This is a genomic window from Flavobacterium cheongpyeongense, from assembly GCF_003202435.1.
In the GTDB taxonomy this organism is placed as follows: Bacteria; Bacteroidota; Bacteroidia; order Flavobacteriales; family Flavobacteriaceae; genus Flavobacterium; species Flavobacterium cheongpyeongense.
Genome location: NZ_QJHK01000002.1, coordinates 488,596 through 506,386 on the forward strand (window position 1 = coordinate 488,596; position 17,791 = coordinate 506,386).

The following is a 17,791-nucleotide window of genomic DNA, read 5'->3' on the forward strand; positions in this document are numbered from 1 at the left end:
TTTATGACAAGTCGGGGAAATCATATCATATCAAAGCTTAAATGGGAAAATTCTTTTGACAAGAAAGAAAACGCCCATGAATTGCAGCAACGCATCAGTGTTTGGAGCAAGACAAAAATGCCAAATGAGATAACAGCTCTTTTTGATGAGATGTGTCCTGAAAGTCAAACCTGGAGTATCCCATCATTAACCTTGGATTTAGGTCATATTGATTATAATATTTTAGAAGAAGATTTGTCTTTAAAACTATGCAATCAATTAAGCGAACAACTCTTTACAATGATTCTAAATGCCGAAAAAAGAACTGATCGCATTGAAATTTCAAATACGAAAACCTCACAAATAGATATGCTTGGTCATTATTTTTTAACTGGTGCTATGCCCTGGAACTATAAAAACGATAGTTCTTTAAATAAAATGATGGAAGTTCTATTTATTTCCAACAAAGAAGCATTACTAAAAATGCTTAATGAAGTAGGAAAAACAGATGAAAATGTTAGAAAAAGAATAGCATGGCAATTACAGGAATCTATTATTTTAAAAATAATTGAGGGGTTAGAAACCAGTAATCACAATCAGATTATTAAATTTTCTGAAGAATTAACCAAAATTCAACAGCAAGAAACACTTGTCCCTGCTAATGAAAATGACTTTAAAAAAAATCTTTGGTTTTGGATACTCAATTATTTATTTACAGATCGAGGAACTATTTTCAATAAAGTTGCTTTTATGAAAAGTAGTATTCAGCAAATGTCAAATCATTATAATGTGTCTTATTCTGAATTGCTAAATATGATTGAATTGGCCATACAACATATTTATGTTACTACAAGTACAAAAGCCGATTTTATATTAATCCTCAATCTTTTAACCAAAGAAAATGAACTTATTAAAGCTAAAACAGAAATAGCCACAATAGACGAAACAGATTATTGGATACGATTAAAAACTCTCTTTAATTCAGCTTCCCTTCGCAAAGAAAGTATTTCGAAAAGTGAATTTAATGAATTGATCCTTGTGCTTTCAAAAGAAAATAAAACCAAATTTAGTAGCCTTTTTTCATCCTTAAGTAAGGATATTTATTTTTGGACGGATGTAGTCCAAGATTTAAGTAACGAAGCTCTTGAAAATATTTTTCATGCCATTCTTCCTGTAGCATCTCAAATGCTGATTGACAGTATTTATTTCATAGAAAAGCTTTACAAAGAAATGAATGAGAAAATAGCAATTGATTTCTTATGGCAAATTGGAATTCAATTCCTAATAAAATATAAGAATACCCCATTTGATAATAAAACATTTCTAAATTTTATCCTTAATGAGTTAAGTAAAAAAAACAATGAATTAAAAGAGAGCATTGTCAATAGAATGACCAATGTAAGCGTTCCTTCGTCTTCAAAAACAATTGCTACTTTAGAAATATATACCAATTTAACCGCTATTTTAATTGATGAAGTCTCAGAAAAACACACAGCTACTCGTGTTACAAATTTTAATGACTTAATAGCAGAATTAGCACAAAAAATACGATCTAACTCAGCTGCCACAAGTCGTTCTTTAGAGATTCAAAAATTAATAATTGAACAGCTTAGACTTAACCCAGTGCAATGCTTTGAAACGATAATACAACACAATAACAAAGAGACTATAAAAGTATTGTTTCCTTATATCTTAGATAAAAAACAGCTTTCTTTATTTGTTAAAAAAGGGAATCACCCAAAATTACTTTTAGTACAGACACTGGAAAGAATAATAAAAGAAATCAATCAAAATTCAGCGTCTGGAAATTTTAGTTCACTCCTTTTAGACAATCTGTATCTGATAAGTGTAAAACTCATTCTATTGCATACTGAGTACACTTCAATTCAGTTCTTAGAAGCCGTTTTAGCAAAACTTTTAAAACTGATAACTCCTTCTCAAAAAAACAATTTTGATGTTTTTGTAACACTGCTTTTTAAACACGAAAAAATACAAAACATCAGTGCTTCTGAAAATAACTTAGAAAAAATAAGATTAAAATTATTTCAAAGCAAAATACAACCAATTCCTGAAAAAAAAATTGTAAAGCATCCAATAGACACTTCAGAAAAGCCAAATTTAGTTCGTACAGAAAGTATGCTACTGAACGGACAAATGGTAACCACTGAAAATTTATATGAATGGCTGACAAAAAGCATTCAAAACGAAACTTTAAAATTTGTCGCAAACAATCAGGAATTCCTACTGAAAGACTTGCTACAAATGGCTCTTGAAATCAATCCATCAGAAGTACGAAAAATACTTTCAAATTATACCATAACTGAGAAACGAATTAAAATACTACAAACTAGTTTAGACTGGAGCATTTTTAGTTTATGGATTACAAATGATAGTTCGACATTACTCAAAGAAGCAATAGAAACCCTTAAATCTTTTTATGAATTTATAATGTTTTTTATGAATTCGAATAACAAGGCGAACATCGAAAACTCTTTTTGGAAAATAACCTGGGAAATTATTCAACAAAACAAGACGATACAAGTTATAGGGAAACCATTTATCGAATATTGGATCAACCAAATGATAAAGCAGGAAATGATAACTTCTAATGAAATTATGAATACTATTATTTCCAATAAGATAACAATTAGTCCAATCCTAAAAGACATTTTAATACAATACAACAACTCGTTTTCAAATCTAACCAGTAGTGTCACAATCTTTAGAAATAAAGACATACAATTATGCGAAGAACAAGGTTTAATTGAAGCATTGTATGTTGTATTAATTACGGAAAAGAAAATACCCCTTTGGTACAACAACACTAAAAACAATTCTGCTCTCGATTTATTTCATGAAGTATTAGAATATAACCCTATCCCCTTTATTGTTGTTTATAAACAAAATAAAATTCCTCAATTGCACAAACAACAGTTATACGACTGGATGGATTTTAGAAAAACAATGGCTGTTATTAAGAATAATATCAAAAACAATCATCAACTATATACAGTCGAGCGTATGCATACTGCTTTTGGACAATCGTCCATAAAAGTCATATCTGGTAAAGAAATTCAAACTATTCTATTAAAAAAAATAATTATTGCATGGACAGAAAACAACTGGACCATTCTTTCTGTTGAAAATATTTGGCAAGAATTACTATGGGAACTCAGTCAAAAAAAGAATATTTCAACAAAAGAAATACTACTTGAATTAGATAAAATAAAATACCGCTTTGCTCCTGCTTTACAAATTAGTTTAAATCAATTAATAAAATCAAATTCTAAAACTACAACTAAAAATATAGATATAAAATTTCCAAAAGAGCTAGTATCAAAAACACTTTCAAATCAGGAAACAGCTACTGCTATTCCCGTTAAAAACGCTGGTATCGTTATATTAAACAATTATATCGAAATACTGATGGACCGATTGGGTTTATTAAATGAAAAAAAATTTAAAAACAGTACAACTCAATTAAATGCTGTTCATTACATACAATACGTTATCACAGGATTGACAAAAACAGAAGAATCTTTATTACCACTCAATAAAGTCTTATGTGGATTACCAATAACAACGCCTGTAAAGGATAGAATTAGCATTACTGAAGAACAATCAGAATTAATCAATGGTCTTATTAAAGCTGCTATTTCACATTGGCCAAAGGTTGGAGATACCTCTATATTAGGTTTTAGAGGAAACTGGCTGGTAAGAGATGGATTACTTATAGAAAAAGAAGAACGCTGGGAATTAACTGTCGAAAAAAGAGTCTATGATCTATTGATACACAAATCACCCTTTTCATTTTCAATCATTAAATACCCTTGGATGAAAAAACCATTACATGTAATATGGCCATACTAATAAATAAAAAGATAACTATAACTATTTACAATTTAAATAGAATACTAATAAATAATATTAACATTAAAACTAAAAATTATGAGTTCCTACAATGAAAATCTAAACGCAAGTGTCGCAACATCCTTGCAAGCACAAGAACTAAAATTAAGCACCACGCAAGCCCAATTAAATGCGGGTATGTTCACGCTTTATTATGCCGAAGATGCAAAAATAACAGCTCAGGAAAAATTAAAAAAAACAGAACAAAAATATGCTGATCAGGAAACAATTAAAGATGAAGCTGTAGAAAATAACAACCTTAGCACCAATGTAGTAGCTACTGCCAACCAGGAAAATCAGTTTAATTTACAATCTGTTTCAAATACTGCGGTTGCAGCAGCTAATGTTCAAATTGCAACAAATGCTATAGTCAGTTTAGCCAGTGATATGGGCAGTATCGTGAGTATTTTGAATGCTGCAGATTATGGAAGCCAAATTTATGACCAAGCAGTTGCTGTAAACAAACTAATGAATGATACGGCATACAATGCTGAAGTAGCATCTCAATTGGCCATGGATGCATCTTATCGGACTGCAGAAGTAACAGCTAGTACTGTTTCAGATATGGCAACAATCACGGGAACATCCATTACAGATTTAGTAACTGTTTTAAATAATCAATTAGGAGCCACCACTACATTACAGGTTACTGAAAACACAGCCTTTACCGATGCAGCTACTGCCCAGAAAAAAGCAGAAGGAGAATTAATAGATGCCAATGTAGAATATGATGCCGCTAAAGAAAACTATTTACTAAGTATAAACGAATTGAATTTAAACTTACAAATTACAAAGAAAACCAATTCAGATTTTACTGTTCAATTTGATACTTATCTAAATCCTTTTTATAATAACAATATAGAAATTTTAGTAAATGGCATAATTACTTATCCGTACAATGTTAATCCTGTAGAAAATTATTACATTTTCGTAGTAAAAGAAAGTGAAAAATCAATTTTTTCAATCGCTACTGCAGAAGGATTGATTAATACTCCTGAAATAGCTTATCCAATATATGATACTAATTTTGAAACTATTTCAGAGACTATTTCAATAAATGATATCAAAGATATTAATAATGATACTTTGTCATTAGGAGAGAACTATGTTGTATTTGTTTTGGCACAATTTACAATCGATTATAAAAAATCATTAAACAATTTTGAAGATTATTTAACGGCCGCATCCTCTTCTTTTGTTTTGACTACTCCATTAAAAAGCCCTAATGCTGATTCGATATCCGTTTCTTTCTTGCCTCAAAAAGATAATACAGCAAATTATACAACCCAAGTATTACAATTTAATTTAATGGAACCTAATCCAGTAAAAGTAGATTACCGATGTATGTTTCTGCTTAACAATTCAACTGTAATCAATCAAATGTTTAAAACCGAAGATTTACTATCGGTAGAAAAGCAAATTGTAATTGAAATTAATAATGAAATCAATAAGATTAAAGACGAAGAAGATGAAATAAAACAGTTCAATAATCAAAACTTACTAGACAGTTTAACTAACGAACTGAACGATCTTACCGAAAAGCAAACAGCATTAAACCAGAATGATACTTCAGAGATTGCAGAAGCCAAAGGAACATCGAAAAACGATACAGATAATGTTCTTGACACACAAATTAATGATTTAAAAACAAGAATTGAGGTGTTAACTTCTATAGATCTAAGAAGTATTAATCCAATTTCTGAAAGTCAAAACGGCCAAAAAACAACACCAAAACCTGGTTTCTTTTTTAACCAACTGATTGCAGAAAATGTTACAGATGGAAATTATATGGTTCCCACTGCTGATCAAATCACAATTGACCCCAAAACAAATAAAAAATCGGTAACTCTTCCAATACTTGAAAACACCACGGATAATTTTGGCAACCCACTCATCGAAGGAAATGAATACATTCCTGTAATATTATCAATGGCTTCTGGTCCAAAAAAGATAACAGTGCAATTTTCAAACTCAATTTCCGATTTTAAGAATACCAATACATTCTACTACGCTACAAAACCAACAGAAAATAACAATTAAAAAAAACAACTATGTCAACATTAGTAATGAATCAAACAAAATATGGTGTTACCGAAAGTAAAAAAAGAACTCTCGACTCTTTAACTATTCAGGTTTTAAATGCCACAGACGAAGTATCTCAATTGCAAGCAATAGTCACTTCTTTAACAAACAAATTAAATACATACCAAGGCTTTTTAACACAAGCAGATGCAAACAAAACGCAAGCAAAAAACAATGTTGTTTTAATGGATGGTGTAATAAAAAATGCATTAAATTTAAAAGACAGCTCAAAAGTAGCTTTAAATGAAATTGTACATGCCAATGATAAAACTAAAGAAGTTGCTCAAAATACGACTATAGTAATTAATAAACTGATTTACACCGCTGAAATGATTAACAAATTAGCAGGATTAATTACTCGGAAAAAAGCGCAAAACCCGCTAATTTCAGATCAATTAATTGCATTGATAACTAAAGCGGGTACGAATGCCAACAATGCTGTGGCACTTACTTTAGTAGCTCTAAATGCAACATTTACAGCACAGTCAACTAACAAGGATGTGCTAAATACAGCAGCTTTAGAAAATGTACAATCTCGCAGATTATATGACAAATTAACATCAGACAACAAAACCAATAGTCCTAATGCTTCATTAAAAACGTTATTAAATAATGCGTATCAATCTTCTGTTGCTGAGTTTAATAAAATGCAAAATGCCTATAATGAAACCTTAAATCAGTTAAATTTAAAAACAGCTGAGTTAAATAAAGCTCAGATCAATTTAAAATCTTTACAAGCTGGTTTAGCAGCTGCAAATGCTGCTGCTCTTGCTAGTTAAGACAGACAATACAAATCATTTGGTTTTTAATCACAGTTTTTATTACTATTTTAAAAACTGTGACTAAAAACTATAACTTTCCCTAAAAAAGAAAACCATGAATCGTATTTACAAAAAATTTTATAGTGCATTCTATACTAAAACTAATTATATTCCTTCAAAGCCTTTAAACAAAACGCTGTATCCAGGAGACTTTTTCCATATCATCAATGGCGAAATGATTGTTTTAGGAAATATTTTTAGTTCCAATATTGTAGAAATGAAAAATGTAGTTTTTGAGCATGACATCAAATTAAATAGCGATTCCTGGCAATTTAGCGATGGCGTTTCAAAACCTTATTCAGGGAGAGCAACAGGCAATAGCGCATTTGATGGTGTTTTTGAATTTAGTAAACAAATTTTAGCTTTTGCAGCTGGCGGGAGTTTTATTTTTAAATGTAATAATCCTGAGGCAGTCAAAATTAAAAATTGGACTGAACTACAGAATGAGTTAATTATAAAACTGACCCAAACTTATTTTTCTTTCAGAGAACTCTATTTGATTACCGAAACAGCGAGTACTTCTGATTGGACATTAGCTATTGCTGGAGCAAAAGATGGAGAATTAGAAATTGCTATGGAAACAGAAAACTTTGGTCTGGTAGATATTTTTGGACATTCCGATTCAAAAACAATTCAGTCAAAGGATATTGAATATTATTATAGGCAATCCGAAAGAAAACCTAGTTTTTTTAAAGCTAAGAAATTAGCAGAACAAAATGAAAGTCTTTCAGAATTTATAGACAAACTTATTTACCAACGTACCTTATTGAATTTATGGGGAAAAGATTTTTATAAATACAATCTGGATACGAATCAAGAACACGATGTTGCTCTATTAAATAATGCTCAAATAAGTATTCTGGATCTATTATCTGGCAATCAACTCAATCCTAATACAGCATTGCTCTATTTTAAATGGGCCGATGCTTCATTAGATGATATTGAAAAACTTTTTGTGAACTATGGGATCTAAAACGAACATAACAATACTGCATGAAGAACTTGATTGGCTTGAAAAAGTAATACAACAAGTCATCTGTAGCTATTTGATGCAAGAAGGTCATGAAAACGATTGGCACGATATTCCTATACCTGATTTATCTACAGAAAATAGCCCTTTCGCTTCCTTAGTAAACAATTGGAACATAAACATCTATGAACGTTTAGGAATTGCACTATGCTTAGCACCACATCTTAGACCTGAAATCCTAGATATTTTCTTTGGAAAAAATGCTATGTATGATCGAGGTTTCACCGAATTTGGAGGTGTAATAGATAAAGGACATAGCGGCTTTATACCAACAGGACAAACATTGGCTTTCTTAATTACTGCTACACATAAAGAATTACTAAATGAAGTCCATAAAATAGTAAGCAAAGAAAACAAACTCATCAAAGAAGATGTACTGCAATTAGCCGAAACAGATGCTTTCATTCCAAAATTAAATGGTATTCTTAGTCTGCATCACAATTGGTTTCATTATTTTATAACCAATGAAAAAATAAGTGTCGCACAAAGTGCTTCTTTCCCGGCACAAAAAATAACCAGCTCTTTGAACTGGGAAGATGTCGTACTGGATACTATCGTTATGGAACAAGTTAATGAAATCCTCACTTGGCTAGAACATGGCGAAACCTTACTCAACGAATGGGGTTTGTCCAGCAAAATAAAGCCTGGTTATCGCGCCTTGTTTTACGGTCCACCAGGAACAGGAAAATCATTAACCGCTACCCTTTTAGGAAAAGCAACAAACAAAGAAGTCTATCGTATCGATTTATCCATGATTGTTTCCAAATACATTGGAGAAACCGAGAAAAATTTATCCAAAGTATTTGATATTGCCCGAGATAAAGAGTGGATTTTGTTTTTTGATGAGGCCGATGCCTTATTTGGTAAACGAACTGCCGCTAATTCATCCAATGACCGACATGCCAACCAGCAAACTGCTCATTTATTGCAACTCATTGAAGATTTTCCCGGAGTCGTTATTCTGGCTTCTAATTTAAGAGCCAATATGGATGAAGCATTTACCAGACGATTTCAGGCTATAATCCATTTTAATATGCCATCTACAGAAGAACGTTATCAATTGTGGCAAAATGCATTCTCAGGCATTTGTACTTTATCAGAAGAAATTGATTTATACCAAATCGCCGAAGATTATGAGCTGGCAGGTGGAGCTATTATTAATGTATTGCGATACTGTGCCTTGGCTGCAATAGGCAGAAATGATTCCGTTGTAACTAAAAACGAGTTATTAAAAGGAATAAAACGGGAGTTTAGCAAAGAAAATAAAACCCTAATTCTAAAAAAATAAACGATGCTAAAAAATATAACATTAGCTTTAGCAATATGGTTTTTAGTGGATTGGGCTTATAATGAAAAAATAAAACCTTTCTTAAAGACAGAATTAAACACAGCAATTGCTGAACCCTCAAAAGACAGTTTAAATAATAAACCATTGAGTTTAGTTAAAAATTTATTATCAAAAGATTCTGTTACTTACGGATTAGATATTTCACACTATCAAGGTGATCTTATAACTGCATTAAATAAAAAGAAAGATTCCCTTTATTTTGTCATTTGCAAAGCCACAGAAGGAACCAGTTATATCGATCCAACATATGAAGCAAATTGCAATATCCTAAAAGAAAAACATGTGGTAAGAGGAGCCTATCATTTTTATCTCTGTGAATATGACCCCATAGCACAAGCCCAACATTTTGCAAAAGTTGTTATGGATAACCAATTTCTAAATATTAGTCACTTACCTCCAGTTATGGATATAGAAAACAGTAGTATGGATACCAATTGTGGTGATTTAAAAACTGCTCAAAACAATATACTGCTCTTTCTAAAAGAAGTTGAAAAAATAACAGGTCGCATTCCTATGATCTATACTAATAAATCAACGGGAGACAAATATTTAAACACTTCCGATTTTGCAAAGTACCCATTATGGATAGCAGCGTATACAAAGGATCTTACGACCAGCTATATTCCCTCAGCATGGGATAATAAATGGATGATATGGCAGCGTTCCGATAGTTACTCTTACCAGGAAACCAATTTTGATTATGATATTTTTAATGGCAACCGACTGGAATTGAGAAAATTTATAAGAAGTACGATTGTGAAAAAATAAACTTATAGACTAACTTTTTACTCTTTCGATTATGAATGAATCCATAAAAGATACTACTCTACAAAAAAAAGATAACAATAGACAAGCAGCAGCCAATGTTGTAGGAAGTAAAGGAAAAGTGCTCAATGATAATCGTCCTTTAATACAAAAAAAGGCCAACAACACGGGTTTACCTGATAATTTAAAATCTGGAATAGAAAATCTTTCTGGTAACGCTATGGATGATGTGAAAGTGCATTATAATTCGGACAAACCTGCACAACTCAATGCCCATGCCTATGCACAGGGAACTGATATTCATATAGCCTCAGGACAAGAAAAACATCTGCCACATGAAGCCTGGCATGTGGTGCAACAAAAGCAGGGTCGGGTAAAACCTACTATGCAAATGAAGGGAAAAGTGAATGTAAATGATGATGCAGGTTTGGAGAAAGAAGCAGATGTTATGGGAAGTAAGGCATTACAGATGAAGACTGATAGTAATTTTAAAACAGTAAAAAATAATTTTAGTATAGCAACGCAACAAAACGCGCCAAAACAGTTAATGACAACGGCCTATACTTTGAGTGACTATTCTACGGAACCAAATCAAACACCATTTGATGAACAAGTAATCATTAATCTAATTCATGCTAGGCAGGGCATTCCCACAGAAGTAAAAGACAAAGTTGATAGTTATGGTGATAACGGTATAGGAACTAATTACAATCATTATGTACCTTACATAAAATTGTATGAAAGTTTAGAAAATCAAATAATCAACCAAGGAAAAACCCGATTAGGAATTGTTAGCTTACTGCAATCACATCTAAAAAATATAGAAATATGTGTTACTCCTGGATTAACAATTAATCCCTTAAAAAGCCCAATAAATTTCAACACCTGGGTAGATGCAGCGATTGTCGCAATTTGTGATTCTCCAAAAAACATTTTCAAAGGACCACATGAAGGTGACGGAGGGGGAACAAAAATTGATCAACCAACTGATCCATCAAATGAATTAGAACAGCGATTAAAGATGGCAGCACTTGAATTTCGAATGATTGGGTTGAAATGGTAATAAATTTTAAGTTTTTAAAATTTATTTTTTTAGAAAAGAATTTAACAATAATTAATTTGTACTAATAAAATCATGCAACATTTTTATAAAAAATCCAGCAACAACAAAACGATTACTTCTAATTTTGGAGACACATTAATTCAAAACAAAGCAATTGAATTACAAGACAACCGTCCTTCGACAATTTCACAAAAAAAAGCAAACAACACTGGTTTAACTGATAACTTAAAATCTGGAATAGAAAACTTTTCTGGTCACTCTATGGATGATGTAAAAGTGAATTATAATTCCAATAAACCTTTCCAATTTAAATCACCTGTCATACAATATAAGAAGTCCAAAGCTAAGGGTAAGGGTACGAAAGCCCATGTACACAAAGTTGATTTAAAAAAACAAACAATGACTGTACGAAATAAAAAAGATAAGTATACTTCTGGATTGATAAATAGCTTAAGTCGTGCGACTGGTGTTGAGGCTGGGCCAAGAGCTGAAGCACAAAAGGTTAAGAAATTTCTTGGAGGTAGTTGGATTGGAGGACATATGGTTAATGATCAATTGGGGGGTAGTGGAGGTTACAAAAATATTGTCCCAATTACTTCTTCAATGAATGGATTACATAAATCTATTGAGAATAAAGCAAACAATCTACTAAGTGCTGGACGTGGCACTCAAATTGAATACAAAATGAAAATCCTTAAAAGGGCAACAGTAAAAAACGCAGTAAAAACTATCAAAAACCTTCCAATAGAATTTCAACAAACCCTTAATGTTTACCCTACAGGATCACCTATGTATACTATAAATGGTTACATACTTGAAGAAACTAATCCGGGAAATGGTAAAATACAACCTTAAAAACTGCATAAAAAGCTAAGAAGTATTGTCTATAAAAATATAAAGATGCCATTTAGCTCAAATTATTAAATAAATCAACAAAATTAAAAAGGAAAATTTATGAATACTCACGCCGACAAAATCCAAAAGAACAAAAATCAGCCAGTGGCAAATGCTGTAACGCAGAAAAAAAACAATGGCAATCAAACTTTTGCTTTAGAAGATAATCGCACGAATTCAATTGTTCAAAAAAAGCTGGAGACTATAGAAAACAATTCAGATGTTGCACAGTTGGGTAAGAAAAAAAGAGATCTTGAAAGAGCAAAAAAGAACAATCCTAATGGTTTACAACACCACAATCGTCCTGAGTACCAAGATGTGAATGAAAGACAAATGGAACTAATTAAAAGTGGAGTAAATAAAAAAGATGCTAAAAGACAAGCAAAAGAGGAAATCAAAAAAAAGTAGCCTAGGTACTTTTCAAACATTATACAAACACATCTCTACCTATAAACCATCACCGTAAAATCACCATCAACATAATTGTCCTCTACAACAACACTATTAGAAAGCGTTTTACAAAAATCGGTGATAGTTTTAGGCGAATAGGTCATTAAAATACCATCAGTGTTTATGGTATCACTTAATAAATTAAATCCTAATCCCTTATTACAATGGGCATACAAATGGGCTATGGCTTTAAAAATAAAGTCTGGATCGCTGTTTTTATAGTTAAGAGAACCCGACACTAAAACATAATCAACGACGGGTAAATTTCCCTGCATAAAATCACCCAGATAAAATGTTGTATCTGGAAAGTCTTTGTTTTTTTCAATAGCATTGTCTAAAAAAGCAGGAATCATATCGATACCATGATAGGAGAAATTTGTAAAATATTGAGATAAATAATAACACAAATCGCCATTGCCACAACCAATATCTAGAATTGATTTATCATTTAAATCTCCTATTTGAGTTAAAATTTCAAAACGTTTCAGTTGGTCTTCCTCAGAGAACCAAGCCAAACTTTGGGTACTTTCTGAACCGTATTTTTCGATTTTATCGGCGTGGAATTTTTGTATGTATAACTTGTCTAACATATAAATGAGGTCTTTATCAAAAGTTAGTTTACTAAAATGCTAAGCTAAAAGATTTCTTAGCAAGTCCAAGAGCCTGTTTAAGATTTATTATTGAGATTTATTATTGAAGGATTTTTGAGTGAAACGAGACAAATTTTATAGAATAGTGGCTCTATTATACAAAATTTAACGTAGTTGTAAACGAAAATCATCACAACCGTCTCTCCCAAAAAGCCGCTGTTTTCCACCTGGTTTCCGCCTGATAAAAAATACTTTTGTGCTTTAGGTAATGGTGCCAAATATACTCAGTTTGTTCTGTATGTGTTTTTTGAAGTGTTTCAGTAAACCCGTACTGTAATAGTAAAGCTTGTAGTTGCATGGCACTGGCCATTGCATTGTACATACCTTGCGAAGATAATGGGTCAAAACTTAGTGCTGCATCGCCTATAGCAACCCATTGTTGCCCAGAAACTTGCTCTAATTTAGTGGAATTAGCCGCAACCGTACCTTTAAAAACAATAGCATTTTCATGTTCACTTAGTAAAGACAAAATAACAGGATTCTCTTTTGCCAATTCCAAAAATGAGGCAGTTGTTTTTAATTGATTTTTTGGCACTAAATCAGCATCGGTATGAAAAGCCACCACCCGTTTGTCATTAGGAATCACAGCACTGTACCACCACCCGTTTTCACTGGCAGAAATGGTACTCATGGTATTTGTTCTGCTGTTAGGCAAAGTAACCCAGCAAGCAACCAATTGATCTTCCACTTGTCGTTTAATACCCAAACTCTTTGCAAAATGCGATTGACGCCCACTAGCATCAATGACAAAAGATGCAGAAATCGTTGAAACAGATAAAGAGGTATCACTAGCTCTTAATTGCAGCTGCCAACGAGAATTTTCATAAGAACTACTATGCAGTTTAGAACCCCATAAACAATGAGCTCCACGTGCTTCGGCAGTCTTTCTCAGATAGGTTTCAAAAGCTTGGCGGTCCAAATTTTTAACAAAACCATCAGGATTTCTTAAATCGTCTACAAGATGTACTTGATTGCTTCCCCAATAGGACTGCATACCTACACTTTTCCTGTACAAAGTGCCTACTTGGTTTTCCAAACCCTCCAATACATCCAATTGTTTTAGAATGCGTTGCGAAGCAGGAGCTAATGATTCTCCAATGCGCTCAGTAGGTTCAGGAAGTTTATCAACTAATGTTACCTGATAGCTATCTATCAAAGAAATGGCGGCAATGCAACCTGCAATGCCACCACCTATTATTACTATATCTGTTTTTTCTGTTACCAAATCTAATGTTTTTTTGGAATAAAACGCTGGAAACGAACCAACTGTTCAGGAACGCCCACCTCTTTTCGAGCTTGTCTGGAATGAGGAACTGTTCTTGTTTTAGTGAATTTATGTACTTTAGAAGCTAATAAATCAACTAGTTTTTGAACTTCGCTTGTTAAAGCTTCATCCTGAACCAATTCGTCCTGAACCAACTCTAACAGTTGCTCGCGAGTACTCTCTATTACAATTTGTTCAGTAAACAAACCTTCCTTAGACAAATGTTCCAAAGTAATATGTAATAAAGATTCTTCTTTCTTATCCAAGTGCTTGTTGTCCTTTAAGATTTTTCTTAATCGGGTTTCTGTCTCTTGCAACAACAGTTGGTTTTGTTCCTCATTAGGAATTACACCAATTTGCATTTCGGGTGGAAAATTAGGATTATCAGGCACACCTGGACGCGGCTGGACAATTGCTAACTTGTCAAAATACTTCACCATTGCATTGATCTGATTGGTTTGTGTTGGTGCTTCTCCATCTAAAGGCAGATCATCCAGCCAAAAATAACGATATGCAAAAGCTTCTCTACGGGTTTCTTCTGCCAAGTGTGTATCTAAAGTTTCTTTGTAACGTTCTTCACTCAAAATATTATTAGGAACTCTGGCAGGCCAGAATGTTGGCAGATAAGGATCGTATGCAGTAGTATAGCCATCTCTGCAGCTTGCCGTATCAGTTTGCCAGGGAATAGCCATCCATCTCGTCACACCACCTGGCACCTGGCCACCTAATAAAGGACCAGCAGGTAAAGTCAAGACATCACTATTCATAGTAGAACCATAATAATGGTAATCGGTTTTTGGTGTTTTAGGAGCGTGTTTCAATCGGAAAGGAGCCATATACATACCAGAAGTTCGCATAGGCCAAGTCATTTCACAACCCGGATGAAAAGCATCTGCCAAGCAGAAATCCATGGCCGCCTTGGTTAGCATATCGGGTTGTTCGGCAATAGGATAATCATCAATTTTTTTAACAGGGGGGATATAAGGACAGCCTGTTGTATCTACAAAATCGGCATCAAAATCACCTTTTACCCATTGGTCTAAAAACTCCAATTGCAAATGCGATAAGGTGGAATGTTGACGCACTGAACCTTGTGAAGGAATGGCAACTGCATCACCATATAGCCAAGGCCATAACTGTGGAGCTTCGGCACCAGATTGATCAAACCTACGGAAATTATTGGAAATAGTACGACGCATTTCTAAGTTGGCAGAAGAAGGATCATTTAGTTTTTTTACCCATGCTAAACTCGTATAATTAAATTGTCCACCCCATCCAAAAGCAGCAGCAAATCCTGCATTTACCCATTGTAAATTGGTCATTCTTTCAAAAATAGGCAAGATGTCTTTACAGAAAGAAGGTCTTGCTGGTCTTACTAACATTCCTGATTCTACAGCAACACTACGCATTAAATCCCACATAGTACGAACCGATTTTTGCATAGGGGCATAATCAGGTGGTGCGCAAATCACCCAGGCAGGATCTACATTGAGAGCTACTCCTTCATATTCTACTGTGGCGGTAACAGGACCATCTGACATATCATCATACCAACCTTCATTATTGGCGAAAGTAATAGCTCTGTCACCATTGCTGTTTTTCGATTTACCATGACCTCCCAGCATCACTAAGCGCCCTTTTTCGTCGGTATGCATTTCTCCTAAATAAACCGATTCGCCCATAAACTTCCCTATGAATTTTTTCCCTTCAGTGACATTAGGTTTTGAAATGCTTTCTCCCCCGCCATCAATCAATAACTGATTCCGGTCTTTTACATCAATATTTCTTAATAAGGAAGGTGGAACATTAGGATCGGATGCATCCGGAATATCTAAGGCAATTTGGAATTGATACCAAGATGATTTTTGATTGGCCAAATGGGAATGCCAGGTAATTTTAGCATTATCCATAGTCAACTCCTTAATTGCTTTTCCAGCAGCATTGAAACCATAAATGCGAAACTGTGCGGCCTGACGTTTTATCGCTCCGGTTTTATCGCGATACGCATAAACATCCTCTTTTGCTTCTGGTTCGTCTACTAAAGGACCTATAAAATACTCTTCTTCACTATTTCCCACACGCATCACGCCAATAGGAGGATAAATACCAGCTCGAACAATACAAGTACTATCCTCATCTGTATTGCCTCTAAAATGTGGATTTATTTCTTTAGGTTCCTGTAGCTGTTGTCCATTAGCCTGATGTCTGGCTTCAGCACTGGCAGCATAAACTGTTTTGCGAGCCTCTGCAATTGAACCTAAAGGTTTATGAGCTTCTAAAGTCCTCCAAATATTGAATGAAAGATTACTTCCAAATTCAGACTGACCAATCGCAGTTACATCTTGTTGGGGTAAATACAACTTAGCAATACAGAGGTATGGACTTTCCTCTGTGCTCCAAACTACCTGTGCATCGTTAAGAGGCATGGTTGCTTCGTTTGTACGTAATTGGATTTCAAATCTGAAAGTAGCAGCTCCATTACGTAAGCGTTTTTCTAAATCAAGTCGTAAATAATTATCATCATCAAAAGGAGCTCCTTTATAGGTATCCTCCGGAACCAAACGGTATTTTACAATTTGATTTTCTCCCAATTGAAAAGGTAAAATAGCCCAATAACTAGTACTTAACACACTCGCTTCTTCTTTCTGCATCGCTTGTAAAATACTAGCTAATTCAGGATGTTTGTTGATATACGTATCATAATCCCTATCAATAACACCAGCAGTAGTAAATGTACACATTTGCTGAGCATCACGGGCAAAAAAGCGATCGATATTCTGAAAAATGAAATCGGCAGTAGGGCCTTCTCCAAAAAGCTTTGGTCCTTCCACTCCAAACAATTTCAAACCCACTCCAATAGTAGAATGTAAGTCAGGTGAAGTAGTTCCTGTATCACTAGAGAAACGAATAGCACAATCATAAAGAGAGCCAGCAAAAATACCTTTTTTGAATTTTTCAGGAATATCCTCATTGATTACGAATTGTCCATAAGTGATACCATGTTGCTTTCTAAAAACAGCACGTTCGGCTGGGTTTTGCCCTTTTTCAATTCGGGTTTTTTGACCCATTTCTACAAACATCTCTTTAAGACGTTGTGTCACAATTTCAGTACTGCCACTACTATCCCAACATTTTACGTTGTTTGCAGTAGGTTTTTCAATGATTCGTTTTTTGTTGTCCATATTTAGTAATTATTTGGTTTGTTACACTATTTAGCGGTAAGTCGCATATATTATCTGATGCTATCACAGTCAAAATAGCTCAATAGTTAGCTTCTGTTTGGTAGTAGATCCTTACAAATCTAAAATTTATCCTGAAAACGAGTACAGGTAGTTTTACCTGTTCTTAGCAAATTATTAACATCATGCTGAAATTGAATTAATATATGGCTTCCTTTGAATAAGATTATATTTGTTGTTTTCCTTTTTCTCATCATTAATCTATCTGTAAATAAAGCTAAATAACATAGAAAGTAAAATCCCAATTAAAATGCAATTTTATAACATTTTAATTGGGACGCTTTGTTTTAGTTTGTG

The 17,791-nt window shown here is 33.4% G+C and carries 12 protein-coding genes; 9 read left to right on the forward strand and 3 right to left on the reverse strand.

Features of this window, described 5'->3' with window-relative positions; genetic code table 11:
• Positions 1 to 3 precede the first annotated feature (3 nt).
• From DMB65_RS03995 to DMB65_RS04035, 9 genes are all read left to right on the forward strand, one after another.
• The gene (locus tag DMB65_RS03995; RefSeq protein ID WP_110305369.1) at positions 4 to 3,849 is read left to right on the forward strand and encodes a contractile injection system tape measure protein; all 3,846 of its coding nucleotides are present in this window, start codon (positions 4 to 6) and stop codon (positions 3,847 to 3,849) included.
• Between the two features lie 78 nt (positions 3,850 to 3,927).
• Positions 3,928 to 5,928, forward strand: a complete 2,001-nt coding sequence (locus DMB65_RS04000) for a hypothetical protein (protein ID WP_110305370.1) — start codon at positions 3,928 to 3,930, stop codon at positions 5,926 to 5,928.
• Between the two features lie 11 nt (positions 5,929 to 5,939).
• Positions 5,940 to 6,749, forward strand: a complete 810-nt coding sequence (locus DMB65_RS04005; protein ID WP_110305371.1) for a hypothetical protein — start codon at positions 5,940 to 5,942, stop codon at positions 6,747 to 6,749.
• Positions 6,750 to 6,846: 97 nt separating this feature from the next.
• Entirely contained in the window at positions 6,847 to 7,764 is a 918-nt protein-coding gene (locus tag DMB65_RS04010) for a hypothetical protein (RefSeq protein WP_110305372.1), read from the forward strand.
• A complete protein-coding gene (locus DMB65_RS04015) occupies positions 7,754 to 9,109 on the forward strand; it encodes an ATP-binding protein (RefSeq protein ID WP_110305373.1) in 1,356 nt (451 codons plus the stop codon). The genes DMB65_RS04010 and DMB65_RS04015 overlap by 11 nt, the downstream gene beginning before the upstream one ends.
• A 3-nt stretch (positions 9,110 to 9,112) precedes the next feature.
• Positions 9,113 to 9,937, forward strand: a complete 825-nt coding sequence (locus tag DMB65_RS04020) for a glycoside hydrolase family 25 protein (RefSeq protein WP_110305374.1) — start codon at positions 9,113 to 9,115, stop codon at positions 9,935 to 9,937.
• A gap of 31 nt (positions 9,938 to 9,968) precedes the next feature.
• Positions 9,969 to 10,997, forward strand: a complete 1,029-nt coding sequence (locus DMB65_RS22360) for an eCIS core domain-containing protein (RefSeq protein WP_230470595.1) — start codon at positions 9,969 to 9,971, stop codon at positions 10,995 to 10,997.
• Positions 10,998 to 11,069: 72 nt separating this feature from the next.
• Complete coding sequence (locus DMB65_RS04030) at positions 11,070 to 11,852, forward strand: DNA/RNA non-specific endonuclease (protein WP_110305375.1); 783 nt, start codon at positions 11,070 to 11,072, stop codon at positions 11,850 to 11,852.
• A 99-nt stretch (positions 11,853 to 11,951) separates the two neighbouring features.
• Entirely contained in the window at positions 11,952 to 12,299 is a 348-nt protein-coding gene (locus DMB65_RS04035) for a hypothetical protein (RefSeq protein ID WP_110305376.1), read from the forward strand.
• Positions 12,300 to 12,334: 35 nt separating this feature from the next.
• On the opposite strand, the gene DMB65_RS04040 is transcribed toward DMB65_RS04035, so the two are convergent.
• From DMB65_RS04040 to DMB65_RS04050, 3 genes are all read right to left on the reverse strand, one after another.
• Positions 12,335 to 12,931, reverse strand: a complete 597-nt coding sequence (locus tag DMB65_RS04040; protein ID WP_110305377.1) for a class I SAM-dependent methyltransferase — start codon at positions 12,929 to 12,931, stop codon at positions 12,335 to 12,337.
• Positions 12,932 to 13,121: 190 nt separating this feature from the next.
• Positions 13,122 to 14,216, reverse strand: a complete 1,095-nt coding sequence (locus DMB65_RS04045; protein WP_110305378.1) for an NAD(P)/FAD-dependent oxidoreductase — start codon at positions 14,214 to 14,216, stop codon at positions 13,122 to 13,124.
• Between the two features lie 2 nt (positions 14,217 to 14,218).
• On the reverse strand, positions 14,219 to 17,437 hold the full coding sequence (locus DMB65_RS04050; RefSeq protein WP_110305379.1) for a LodA/GoxA family CTQ-dependent oxidase: 3,219 nt from the start codon (positions 17,435 to 17,437) through the stop codon (positions 14,219 to 14,221).
• Positions 17,438 to 17,791: the final 354 nt, after the last annotated feature.

Coding starts and splice junctions, on each gene's coding strand:
- DMB65_RS04000 (WP_110305370.1), top strand. CDS start 3,928: ATGAGTTCCTACAATGAAAATCTAAACGCAAGTGTCGCAACATCCTTG.
- DMB65_RS04015 (WP_110305373.1), top strand. CDS start 7,754: ATGGGATCTAAAACGAACATAACAATACTGCATGAAGAACTTGATTGG.
- DMB65_RS04050 (WP_110305379.1), bottom strand. CDS start 17,437: ATGGACAACAAAAAACGAATCATTGAAAAACCTACTGCAAACAACGTA.
- DMB65_RS03995 (WP_110305369.1), top strand. CDS start 4: ATGACAAGTCGGGGAAATCATATCATATCAAAGCTTAAATGGGAAAAT.
- DMB65_RS04035 (WP_110305376.1), top strand. CDS start 11,952: ATGAATACTCACGCCGACAAAATCCAAAAGAACAAAAATCAGCCAGTG.
- DMB65_RS04020 (WP_110305374.1), top strand. CDS start 9,113: ATGCTAAAAAATATAACATTAGCTTTAGCAATATGGTTTTTAGTGGAT.
- DMB65_RS04030 (WP_110305375.1), top strand. CDS start 11,070: ATGCAACATTTTTATAAAAAATCCAGCAACAACAAAACGATTACTTCT.
- DMB65_RS04010 (WP_110305372.1), top strand. CDS start 6,847: ATGAATCGTATTTACAAAAAATTTTATAGTGCATTCTATACTAAAACT.
- DMB65_RS04040 (WP_110305377.1), bottom strand. CDS start 12,931: ATGTTAGACAAGTTATACATACAAAAATTCCACGCCGATAAAATCGAA.
- DMB65_RS22360 (WP_230470595.1), top strand. CDS start 9,969: ATGAATGAATCCATAAAAGATACTACTCTACAAAAAAAAGATAACAAT.
- DMB65_RS04005 (WP_110305371.1), top strand. CDS start 5,940: ATGTCAACATTAGTAATGAATCAAACAAAATATGGTGTTACCGAAAGT.